The sequence below is a fragment of the Sphingobacterium allocomposti genome (genome assembly GCF_008124885.1).
Lineage (GTDB): Bacteria > Bacteroidota > Bacteroidia > Sphingobacteriales > Sphingobacteriaceae > Sphingobacterium > Sphingobacterium allocomposti.
In genome coordinates this window covers 1-11,373 of record NZ_VNHX01000004.1, presented here as the reverse complement: position 1 = coordinate 11,373, position 11,373 = coordinate 1, and the positions used below count along the sequence as shown (strand labels likewise).

8 protein-coding genes are annotated in these 11,373 nt (G+C 49.0%); 3 read left to right on the top strand and 5 right to left on the bottom strand.

Annotated elements, in window-relative coordinates; translation table 11 throughout:
• The first annotated feature begins 1,059 nt into the window (after window positions 1-1,059).
• The gene (locus BC792_RS04090; protein ID WP_148907722.1) at window positions 1,060-1,446 is read left to right on the top strand and encodes a winged helix-turn-helix transcriptional regulator; all 387 of its coding nucleotides are present in this window, start codon (window positions 1,060-1,062) and stop codon (window positions 1,444-1,446) included.
• Window positions 1,447-1,546: 100 nt separating this feature from the next.
• Here the strand turns inward: BC792_RS04090 and BC792_RS04085 are convergent, their stop codons facing one another.
• Together BC792_RS04085 and BC792_RS04080 are read right to left on the bottom strand one after the other, a co-directional pair.
• Window positions 1,547-2,866 carry a FecR domain-containing protein gene (locus BC792_RS04085; RefSeq protein ID WP_170249948.1) on the bottom strand — a complete coding sequence of 440 codons (1,320 nt, stop codon included), beginning with the start codon at window positions 2,864-2,866 and terminating at the stop codon, window positions 1,547-1,549.
• A gap of 17 nt (window positions 2,867-2,883) precedes the next feature.
• Complete coding sequence (locus BC792_RS04080; protein ID WP_148907720.1) at window positions 2,884-3,456, bottom strand: RNA polymerase sigma factor; 573 nt, start codon at window positions 3,454-3,456, stop codon at window positions 2,884-2,886.
• 265 nt (window positions 3,457-3,721) lie between these two features.
• Between BC792_RS04080 and BC792_RS04075 the strand changes: the two genes are divergently transcribed.
• Window positions 3,722-4,321 carry a MauE/DoxX family redox-associated membrane protein gene (locus tag BC792_RS04075; RefSeq protein WP_148907719.1) on the top strand — a complete coding sequence of 200 codons (600 nt, stop codon included), beginning with the start codon at window positions 3,722-3,724 and terminating at the stop codon, window positions 4,319-4,321.
• A gap of 122 nt (window positions 4,322-4,443) precedes the next feature.
• Window positions 4,444-4,830 carry a hypothetical protein gene (locus BC792_RS04070; protein WP_148907718.1) on the top strand — a complete coding sequence of 129 codons (387 nt, stop codon included), beginning with the start codon at window positions 4,444-4,446 and terminating at the stop codon, window positions 4,828-4,830.
• Between the two features lie 42 nt (window positions 4,831-4,872).
• Here the strand turns inward: BC792_RS04070 and BC792_RS04065 are convergent, their stop codons facing one another.
• From BC792_RS04065 to BC792_RS04055, 3 genes are read right to left on the bottom strand one after another with little or no spacing between them, the layout of a single operon-like run.
• On the bottom strand, window positions 4,873-6,243 hold the full coding sequence (locus BC792_RS04065) for a RagB/SusD family nutrient uptake outer membrane protein (protein ID WP_148907717.1): 1,371 nt from the start codon (window positions 6,241-6,243) through the stop codon (window positions 4,873-4,875).
• Window positions 6,244-6,254: 11 nt separating this feature from the next.
• Window positions 6,255-9,476 (bottom strand): SusC/RagA family TonB-linked outer membrane protein, encoded by a 3,222-nt coding sequence (locus BC792_RS04060; protein WP_148907716.1) that lies wholly within the window; start codon window positions 9,474-9,476, stop codon window positions 6,255-6,257.
• A gap of 1 nt (window position 9,477) precedes the next feature.
• Window positions 9,478-10,863, bottom strand: a complete 1,386-nt coding sequence (locus BC792_RS04055; protein ID WP_170249947.1) for a TlpA family protein disulfide reductase — start codon at window positions 10,861-10,863, stop codon at window positions 9,478-9,480.
• Between the last annotated feature and the right edge of the window lie 510 nt (window positions 10,864-11,373).

The window sequence follows — 11,373 nt, the reverse complement described above, 5'->3', positions numbered from 1 at the left end:
TCTGCCATAAGCCATCTGCCATAAGCCATCTGCTATTAGCGTCGGAAAGGACAGGCATCGGTTCGACTGCGTCAGCGGGCCGCAATAATAGCCGTGAAGAACCGTTCCTTGTCTGAACGAAGTGAGTTTGGAACGGTTTAGGCTAGGATAAGGCCCGGTAGCATCAAGAACCTCGGCCGGAGGACCTTGTTTACTTGGGTCCTTCCAAGTAAAACCCCCGCCCCGGGTTGAGGGGCTATAAAGAAGTGAGAAATCAGATATTAGACGTGAGATTTGAGTAGTTAGTATGGAGAAGTGAGAAGATAGATGTTAGTAGTGAGATTTGAGTAGTTAGAAACTAGGGATGAAGTAATTTTCGGTTCATCCTAGGAGCTCGGGCCTTTACGAATCAACAACTTTACGGCTTATAGCCATTCGCCATTAGCCATTTGCTATCTGCCATTAGCCATTTGCTATCTGCCATTAGCCATCTGCTATCTGCCATAAGCCATCTGCCATTAGCCATCCGCTATTAGCCTCTCACTTTACGACTTTGCCGCTATGCCATAGCGAGGCAGCCTTGTGCGTGGGGAAAGGACCGGCATCGGTTCGACTGCGTCAGCGGGCCGCCATAATAGCCGTTAAGAACCGTTCCTTGTCTGAACGAAGTGAGTTTGGAACGGTTTAGGCTAGGATAAGGTACGGTAGCATCAAGAACCTCGGCCGAAGGACCTTGTTTACTTGGGTCCTTCCAAGTAAAACCCCGCCCCGGGTTGAGGGGCTATAAAGAAGTGAGAAGTCAGATTCTAGACGTGAGATTTGAGTAGTGAGAAGTGGAAAGTAAGAAGTGAGAAGTTAGAAGTTAGGCCGCTTACAAATCAACAACTTTACACCTTCGATTTACGACTTTACAAACCAACGACTTTACGGCTTATAGCCATTCGCCATCTGCCATAAGCCATCTGCCATAAGCCATCTGCCATCTGCTATCTGCCCTGAGGAACGAAGGTGACACAACCTTCCCCACGTTGTTGCCCAGGGCCTATTGCAGGAATATGCCCATAGCCTTACCTTTGCTGTATGTATGAGCGAAAGATACTCCCCAATTTAAACTGCGGACTGGACCTGATCGGCGAGGTACTATACGGCAAGTGGAAGATGCGCCTGCTCTGGTTCATTGACCAGGGACATCAACGGCCCAGCGAGCTGCAGCGCAAAATACCAGATGCATCACGCCGCGTATTAAACATGCAGCTGAAAGAGCTGGAGCAGCATGAGCTCATTTCACGTGAGGTCTATCCCGTCGTTCCGCCGAAAGTAGAATACAGCCTCACACCATTAGGTAAAAGCCTGATACCTGTCATCGGCGCCATCGGCGAATGGGGAGATGCGCATGCCGAGAAGCTGCGGGATGTCATCGGCAAACGGTTTTCAAGCCTTGAGGCCGACGGGGAAGCCAACGTTTAACCCCACGGCTGAATACATAGCCTTACACAAAACCTTACGCTCTCCTCATCTTCAGCGAGGACGGTACGGACACGACCAGATGGCGGCTTCGCGCATCCACCTATTTACTTTTTGCCGGTGCTTGCGCCTGCTTCCTGCGGAGGGCGAGCATGCCGCCGGAGGGCCGCCGGCCTTCGGCATCCTCCGGGCAGAAGCTGATCATCCCGCGGCTTTCATAGAGCAGCACGCCGGCCTCCCGCAGGGCCGCAAAGACGGCCTCCGCATCCCGGCGGTAGCATACCGTTGCTGTGATACGCCGGCTTGCCGGCAGGCAGCGATAGTCCTTCACGCGGAAGCCATACCAGCGGCTCATCTGCGCCACGAATACAGGCAGGGGCGTATCGACATAGCGGCGTACAGCCTTCGTCCAGACGAGGATGTCGTCCGGATCGGCCACGCCCTCATACGCTACCGTATCGCGCGGTAGCTCCTGCCCTGCCGCCGCCACGCGGGTCACGGCCCCCTGCGCCCCGTAACAGTCGAGCAGCACCTCGTGCGTCCGGGCGCTGTCCAGTAGGATCAGGCGCCCGTCGAGCGCCGCCGCCCGTGTGATCTGCCGTCCGACATACAGCGCAAAGCCACCTTCAAATGCTTTAACCACGCCGTTCGCCGTGCCGATCAGCAGCGGCGCTATGGGCATGTCCGTTGGCCGCTGCACATACATCTCGCCATGTACGGTGAGGCGCTCCCCTTCCGGCCGTTGGGGGTCGTAGCGCAGGGCCGACTGCGCGTTGAGGCGTATGCGTGTGCCGTCGGGCAGCTCGACCAGTGCCTGCTGCTGCGCGCCCGTCATCAGCATGACGCTGTGTGCCGGCACGGTGTCCGTCTGCTGGCTGCGGGCCTGCCGCAGCTGTAAGGTGCCCGCGGCGGTCCGGAAAAGCTGCAGGGCGCCGTAGCGCAGTATTTCGCCATGCTCCCCCGGGCCCACCTCCATATGCCGGTCGTCGTCCCAGACGACGGTCAGTGCCGACTCGGCGAGCGGCACCTCCACATCGCGTGACAGGCCAGCGCAGGGGCCATGCAGCAAGTCGGGTGCAGGCTCACGTGCCCCATACCAGTACATGAGCAGGCCGATAAACGGCAGCAGCACCGCTGCTGCAGCCCATCCCGCGTTGCGCCTCAGCCGGGCGGCGTGGCCTTCTCTCCGCCGTGCCGCTGCAGCACGTATGGCGGCGAAGTCGGGCGCCCAGCCCTCGAGCCGATCTTTGGGCAGCGCGCTGCCCAGCTCGAGGAGCACCTCGGCCTCCATGCGGTCAAATGCCTCCTCGCCATGAATCTCGCGGGCGACGATCAGCTCCGCCCGCCCGGGCAGCGTCAGCCGGCCTTCCACCTTCTTCCGCAGCAGCCCCTTAACGTAATCTCTGTTTTGAACCATCCCCATACTCGCTATATGCTTTACTATAATACCACACCCAGTAGTTCGCTCAGTGCCACCCGCACCTTCCTGAGCGCTTGCGACAGCCTGTTCCGCACCGTCTGCTTTGCCAGCTTATACCGCTTTTCCAGCTCTTCGTTGGTCAGCTCCTCAATCTTGGATCCCACGAATATCGCACGCTCTGCCGGCGTCAGCGTCTCGCAGGCCTGCTCTATCAGCTGTTTCAGCTCCGCCTTCAGGAGCTCCCTGTCGGCCCGCTCGTCGGCCGGAAGGTCTTCGTATCCGTCGAGCGGCACTTTCCTATGCCGCTTCGCCTCGCGCAGCCGGTGCAGGGCTTTGTTCTTCGCTACGCGCATCATCCAAAAGTAGGGCTCCTCCAGCCCGGAAATCTTCTCCCAGTCTTCCCACAACACGATCAGTGTTTCGGACACCACATCTTTCACGAGTTCATCGTCCACGCTATCGCCCATCACGGAACGTACGTACCGGAGCAGCGGCCTACGGTAGCGCGCATAGACAGCCTCCAACGCTCCACCCGGCCGTTCGGTCGATCCTCTCCACAGATCCCCAATGCTATGTCCGTTTTCTTCTTTCATGGCTATGCTCTTACCATAAACAATAATTTTTTATGACTGTGCATCAGCTACTTACAAATAAAACTCATGTATATCAGGTACGACGGTGCTACGTGTGCAAGTAACCTATAGAAAAGAATCAATAATCAATTAGTTAAAACAAAAGTACATAACCAGAAAAGAAAAAGCAAGAAAAAAATCAAATAAAACACTGACAACCAAATAGTTACCCACACAAAGTGACCTAAAATTGTCGTGCCAACAGCACAGCTAAAAACCGCTGCACATGAAGAACCGTTTCAACCATATCGCCCCAGCCGCTCTGCAGGTTTTCCATATTGTCTTCTGGCTGTATGTGTCGCTGGACAAGCTCTGGGCGCCGGCACGGTTTCGGGCGGCCTTGCTGCGGCAGCCCTTTCCGGACTGGTGGGCCGATGTGCTGTACTGGAGCCTGCCGCTGGCCGAGCTGGGCATCGCCATGCTCTTTGTGCTGCAGCGCCGGCGCCCGGCCTTCCTGCTGTCCGCCCTGCTGCTGCTTATCTTCACGATCTACATAGGCCTGGGTGTCGCCGGCTTGTATGTGCAGCGTCCGTGCGGATGCGCGTCGGTATTTAGCGGGCTGTCCTGGACATGGCATCTGGCGGTCAACCTCGGGCTCCTCGGCCTGTCTATCCTGGGCTGGTATACCACCGGCCCATCCATCTCCATGAGCGGGCGGGGACGCCCCAGGGCCGCCATAGGATTCCGCCGTCACGTGCCGCTGAGGGCCGTGGCGGTGTACCACGCCATAATCATCCTCAGAAAACGCTTTCCAAAGAAGTTTGCGCCCTTCCCGGGCAGGCCGGTGCGCGTAAACCTAAATTATACGTTTGTGGCGTTGCCGTAGAAAATGCCACCGAGGTTAAAATAGGCTGCGCCGCCTCGTAAAAGAAACGGCGCAGCCCATAAACGTAAAACATAGCGTTTTTTGCGGTAAACTTTTTTTAAGCGTAAAAAAAAGGCCATTATATGAAAATTACATCAATTCTTCAAAAGAACGCCATGGCCATCGTAGCCATGGCAACTATAGTCGGGTTCTCGGCATTTAAAATGGCCGAAGATAAAACGGGAAAACCGCTCGCTCCTGTCACGATCTATTTTCATGGCAATCCGGCCAATGCGTCACAGGTTTCCAATGAATCACTATGGACTGATGAGCCAAATGATGAAAATTGCAATAATGCAAATGAACTTGCCTGTTCAATGATCGTTGATGAAACAGATCTAACAGCAAGTGGCCAATTGGATCCGTCTAAAATCCAATTGGGAGCTTCAAGTACAAGTTCCGGTTTTACACCAACCCGGACAGGCGGGAGCAGCCAAACGCTGTTTAATCCTATTAACAGAAGCGAATAAAAAAGAGGAATGGCAGCCCGTTTGTCGGCTGCCATTCTCTCTTTATCTCGGATTCTGCGGCATTCCTGTTTGCCGGATAATATCTTCAGGTAGAGGCAGCGCATACCTATTTTCGTTGGGCAATAAGGTATATTCTTTAGATCCCACGTTTCTCTTTAATACAATATTATGCCCTTCTTTATTTAAACGTTTGATATCGATCCAACGCAATCCACGGAAGACCAACTCCTTTCTTCTTTCCGTTAATATCAACTCTACAAGTTCTTTCCCATCCACGCTCGAATAAGGGACGAACAAATCTTTTTTATACCGCTTGCTAAGAAGTCTATTTAAATCTGCCAATGCTTCCGCCGGACGTTCCAACCTCGCCAGGCATTCTGCCCTTATCAAAAATAGCTCATTGGTTGCGAGGCCGCCGAAAAGCCGTTGATCTCCGGTATAGCTACCTTTAAATGAGGCATAACCATTATTATTCTTGACAAAATAAGCCTTAAGGCGCAAATCAATGTCTTCATATAATGAATATAACGTGGTATCTACCAATAAATTGTTAAAATGCAACTGTGGGTTCGATGATATCAGTTCAAAATAAGCGAGTGTTTCCTTGTTGAACCGGGTGAATGGAATAGCGGCGTCTACGGCTACGTCCGCCAAATCATTAAAATCTAGTAACGCATTCTCTATCGCCAGCGCTCGATCCGCATACACATAGGCGGAATCAAATTCACTCATCGACAGGTATGTCCTTGCTAAACTCGCTAAACATGCTGTTTTTGATGGCCGCATAACGTGATCTGCTTTCTCCGGAAGTAATGCCAAAGCTTCTTTGAAATCATGCAGAATCTGCCCGTAACATTCTGCAACGCTTGCCCGTTCTGATGGGACGTTCGGGTTTGACGTCTTACGGAGTACAATTCCTAAATCTTCTGACGCACTGGACTCATCGTATACATGCGCAAAGGTCCAGACCAAACTTAAGAATTGTGTGGAACGATAGAACAATGCACTACCTTTGATCCTATCCCACTCCAGCGCATTCTCCGGTGTGCGCTCAATGTCACCTAACTTATCCAGCACTAAGTTTGCCGTGTAGACTGGAATGTATGCTGTCGCCCAATCATTTCCATAGAAGTAAGAAAAACCTTCCCAATAATAAAAGGGGCGAAAAACGTTGGATAACCTGTTTACAGTGTTTTCTTCCAGAAAATAATCATCCGCTGAAATCTCGCCATAAGAGCAAAGATTCATGTTGATGAAACCTGAAGCGTCCAGCAATTTCTGAAAGCTTTCCAGACTATTAGGTACTTCCAATCCACTGTTGGACTGGACATCTAGAAATTTATTGCAGGCGACAAAAGCAAAAAGTAAACTCAATGCAATGCCCCTGATATATATATTCAATTTCTGTCTCATAGTTTTTTACTTTAAAAGTCAAACTGAACGCCTACGGAATATGTGCGTGGCGGTGTAATCTGGTAAGGGAATTCAGGATCTATACCATCGTCGTTTAGCGTCCAGAGCAATCCCAAGTTGTTTACATTCGTGTACAACCGTATATCATAAGTACGTCCCGATAGTTTCAATCGATGGTTCCACCGAAGCGATACGAACTCCAACCGGAGGTGATCCGCCCGCAATACATTTATTTCTGAATTTGCGTAGAATGCATCCCTACTTCCATCGAGCGGGTATTGTATACTGGGAACATCAGTAATGAGCTCATCTCCGCTTTTTAACCAACGCCTTTCGAAATCTGGAAAAGCAATGCCGCGGTTATAGAGATCGTAATACCATGTTACGGGCCGATTAAAAAAGTAACCTCCCCGGTAGCTGACGTTCAACGACAGACTAAAATCGCTATAAGAGAACGTATTCATTAGCGAACCAAAAACCTCCGGTTTAGCCGAACCAAAGTATACGATACTTCCACTGGATTCGGAATTGAGGTATGACTGGTTCTGAATTTCGTAATAATCCGTGCTCGTCTCTCCGTTTAATATGCCTTGCGGATTGCCTTGGTTGTCCAACCCCATCCAACGGTAGGCTGCAAGTGCATATAATGGCTTGCCGACAACCGGAGAAATCATATTTGCATTTCCGAGAAATGATGCCAGCCCCGTGTTAAGTGAATTGTAATATTCTACTGTCTTATTTTTATTCACATTAAGCACCAAGCGACTATCCCATTTAAACCCTTGTGTGAGGTTACGCGTATTAAGTACCAAATCCCAACCTTTTGTCTGCATTCGGGCAACATTTTTAGTGATCGTCCCCTGCAGTCCCCAGACCGTATAATCGTACTCCGAAAGACCATACAGGTCTTTTCCATTCTTAATAAAGTAATCCATTGTACCGTGAATACGATTGTTCAGAAACGAAAAATCTACGCCGAAGTTGCTCGTCCCGACCTTTTCCCATCGCAGATTCGGATCGTTCAACATACCGATAACCTGTCCGGGATAGTTGGTATACATACTCCCCCCTATGTTCGCGACAGGTTCCGGTGTTTTCCTTAGATCCACATTGCCACTATACCCGTATGTGATCCGAAGCTTCAACTGATCAACCCAATCTATTTTCATAAATTCTTCCTGCCGCACATCCCAGAACGTGCCTACCGACCACAATGGCGACCATCGATCGTTGGTCGCCGCGCCAAAGATATTCGCGCCGTCCTGACGGAAACTTGCCGATGCGCCATATCGTTGCCGCCATACATAATTCCAATTCGTGTACATAGACACAAAGCGATTAGTCAGCTGGGAAAAACCCGGTGCTCCCGCAATGGTTCGGCTTCTATTCGAAGGAGTAAGCGTATAGGTATCCGCGTAATTGACCGGAACAGCTATCAGCGGATTTTCCTTATACCCATAGGCCGTTACGGTATGTCCATTGATCTTGTTTTCCCTTGCCTCTACCCCTGCCATACCGACAATCTTATGATCAGCAAACAGCTTATCGAAATTTAATTGACCCCGAACGGTGTAGGATGCTCCACTATTTATAGCGGAACTCCTTATACCTCCTATCGGTACGGGATATGTCTTCAAACCCGTATTCGGATCAACCTGCATATACTGATTGATATACGTTCTAGCAAAATAGCTTTGCTGTTCATCCAACGTCACCCGCTCATTTCGTTGGTTCTGATATTGGACCGAGACATTCGCATCAAGGAACGGGGTGATACGGTACTGTGTACGAAAGGAGGCAAACCATTCGTTGAGCTGCCGGTTTGTCCGGGAATACAGATAGTCGGAAAGTGGGTAATAATCCCAATCCAAATACCCTTCGCCGAACATCTCCTGCATATACGATCGGCGATATTCCTTTTCAAAAGGCTGAGGAGCTCCATTTTCATCAAAGAATGACATGTAGGGAACCGCCTTGTTTCCATAAGTGAAAGATGAAAATGGCGGTTTTCCGCTCTCCTCCCGCTGATTTGTAAAAAGTACTAATACATCCAGCTGTAATTTGTCCGTTGGCTTAAAGCTGTTTGATAGCTGAATATTCAGCTTTCTGCTTTGTCCTTCATTTTCATTACGGTCTCCCGTATAGCCCAACCCAAATCCATATGCATTTTTGGGGTTACCACCCGTTATTGAAAGTGCATGTTGGTTAATAAGCGGTGTACTTAGAAAATTGTCCATATATTGTTTCCTTCCATTCCCCGTCATTAACCGCTCGATCATCTGGGCCGAGTCTGCTGCTGAAATCCGTCCCAATTGCCTGTTATGGAATATCTCTATGGCAGGCGTAACAGCCGTAAACGGAGATCGGGATAATTGGCGTGTATAGAAACCTTCGTTATACAACATCTGCTCGATCTCAATAAAATCTCGATTCTCCGGTTGATAGAGTTGCCCATAATCGGAACGCTCTTTCCATATCAAGGTGTTATTCAGCGATACTTTGGTTGTACTCGCGGCTCCAAGAGCACCTTTCTTAGAAGTCATGACAATCACGCCATTACCCGCTCTGGCTCCCCATATCGCGCTAGCGGCGGCATCCTTCAATATAGATACGCTCTCGATACTGTTTGGATCGATATTATTGATATCACCTTCATAGATGAATCCATCCAGCACTATCAAAGGGTCCCGAGCACCGTTGATAGTGCTCAGCCCACGAACGGATATATTGAGTTTCTGTAAGTCGGCATTCTCTATCGGTTGATTATCAAAACGAACGGACGACGCCATGTTATTCAGACGATCTAGTATATTGGTACCCGTCTGCACATTCAGCATCTCCTTATCCAATACTTCTGCGGCTCCTGTGGATTCCCCTGATCGCAATTGCTGATAGCCTGTTTCTACGACCACCTCTTCTAAAGTATTCTTTTCCCGCTCCAAAAAGATTGTTTTGTTCTCCTTGAAGAAAGAAGCGACGACCATTACTTGACGAAACCCCACCGACGATATACGTAATGAATCTTCGGGGCTGTTTACCAGGATACGGAATCCACCATCGGCGGCGGTTGATACACCGTAATCCCGAACTTTAGCAAAAACCGTGGCATGTTGGATAGGTGTTTTATCGTCTTTTGCGAGCACCGTTCCTTCTATCCATATTACAGAGCTTTCCTGTGCCTGGCACAAGCTTGCCCATAAAATCGTTATAATTAAAGACCAATATGCTTTCATTTCAGATCGATTTTCGCATGAACACAGGGTATTCTTTGGTTGTACGTGTTGGTATCAATTTGATACCATGTTTCTCTAGATATGCTAGACGTTCGTCTAACGGAAGTTTATCAAAGTTTGCCGGTATGGTGAGATCCACATATAATTGATTCATTTTTTCTTTGTCCGCGTCGTCAATGACCAAGGGACGATCGAGCCAATAATAAAGGTTACCTACGACGATCGAGAGCGGTGTATTAACATACATAACCGGATAATCAGCTGATTGTACGCTCACGATAGCCATTTCATTTTTCGTCATGATATTGGTAATCGCTTTCGTCAACTCCAGTCGATAAACATCTACTACGCCAGTTTTTCGTTCCACTGTAAATCCAAATGTCCTTTTAAAATTTTCCTTCAGAATCTTTTGTGCGGTAGCCTGATCGACAGAATCTCTAATAAAAAACTGATAGCTGTACATATCGGCATTCCTCGTTCCAAAGAGTGCCTTGTCTCTTAAGTTTTCTTTTAGATCAGATTCGAATACGTAATCATTCCATCTATACCCATCGAGCTCTTCTCCAAAGGCGAAAAATAGCACCATAGCCAGGTCCTGGTTTACAAACTGATAAAACGACGTACCGTTCTTGTGTACCAGATTGGGATAAACGGAAAGGTATTTCGGTATGTAAGAGGCGAATAAGGATACGGAGGTTAACCCGACAGTGTCAACTAACGGCGGTGTTTCCGTACGCCGACCGTGGTTCTCCATGACACCGTTATGTATGAGGTTTGCATTTCCAGTCTTTACAACCTCTTCTAACTGCTTTTCCGAGACTAAGCCGCTCATCGTATTTGCCAGATAAATCCCATCTTGGTTTATCCACGCGATATTCGGGATAGTATTATGCGGCAAAAGTGCTGTAAAGATGGTATCGTCCAGTATGGTCGGAAGTTCCGGAACGTACTTATTGACCTCTTTATAGACCTTGAATCGGTTCGCTATCCTTTCCGGCGTGTCTTTGTTCCGTTTGCTGTTCACCAATAAAACGACCAACTCATCCTTGTAGTGGCGCTGATACCGTTCCATCTTCGGTATCCCCTTGATACACGACACGCAGCCAGTTGACCAAAAATCCAGTAAGATCGTTTTTCCCCGGAAGTCACTAAACTTCACTTCTTTCGTACCGCCATCGAAATAATGCAGGGTGAACGTCCTGTTCCATATTTCTTCGGGAATAGGCTGCCCTGGAACTAATGGCCTGATCTCTAGCCGCCCATCGGCCCTGCTGTCCTTGCGGGGCTCCTGGGCATGAACTAGATTACTAAACAACGAAAACACAAAGATCGTCAGCAGGCGGCACACGGCCGCCCGCCTATATACTATAGGTAGATGTAGAGTCATAGATAGATCGGTTAATTTTATACTATCTAGTAAAGAGTAGATGGCAGAACAAAATAACGTGCGGCTCCTGTTGTAGCGAGAGCAAAAAAATCTCTTCCATGTGCGGGCAAGCCGGCATCGCATAAGTGCATACCGCTCCCCTTTGCGTAATTTTCGCATTCGTGTTGTTGGTTATGGAACGGGTACGGCGCTGACAAGCAGCAGGCCTCCTGCCCTGTTCCCGGTTAGTAATAAAGTTGAAGAAGAAGAATGCGACTGCAGCGGTTTCTGATGCTGGGCTAATACGGTTTCGACTGTCGCATTCTAGATAAGAACCGACCTCTCCCTTTCACTACGAAAAGGAAAATATCACCAAAATCAATTTGGAGTATTGAAACGGAAAAAGTATTTTTATAGTGCTAGAATAAAAATGTCGTTACCGAGTCAATTAACCTAAATAAACATTGGTGCATATTTGGTTTTAAGAGGCCGGTAAAGCAAAAAACATAGGTGGGCGACGTCCTTTATGGA

Excerpts from the sequence above, each read along its gene's own strand:
- BC792_RS04090 (WP_148907722.1), top strand. The coding sequence starts at position 1,060 with ATGTATGAGCGAAAGATACTCCCCAATTTAAACTGCGGACTGGACCTG.
- BC792_RS04085 (WP_170249948.1), bottom strand. The coding sequence starts at position 2,866 with ATGGGGATGGTTCAAAACAGAGATTACGTTAAGGGGCTGCTGCGGAAG.
- BC792_RS04080 (WP_148907720.1), bottom strand. The coding sequence starts at position 3,456 with ATGAAAGAAGAAAACGGACATAGCATTGGGGATCTGTGGAGAGGATCG.
- BC792_RS04075 (WP_148907719.1), top strand. The coding sequence starts at position 3,722 with ATGAAGAACCGTTTCAACCATATCGCCCCAGCCGCTCTGCAGGTTTTC.
- BC792_RS04070 (WP_148907718.1), top strand. The coding sequence starts at position 4,444 with ATGAAAATTACATCAATTCTTCAAAAGAACGCCATGGCCATCGTAGCC.
- BC792_RS04065 (WP_148907717.1), bottom strand. The coding sequence starts at position 6,243 with ATGAGACAGAAATTGAATATATATATCAGGGGCATTGCATTGAGTTTA.
- BC792_RS04060 (WP_148907716.1), bottom strand. The coding sequence starts at position 9,476 with ATGAAAGCATATTGGTCTTTAATTATAACGATTTTATGGGCAAGCTTG.
- BC792_RS04055 (WP_170249947.1), bottom strand. The coding sequence starts at position 10,863 with ATGACTCTACATCTACCTATAGTATATAGGCGGGCGGCCGTGTGCCGC.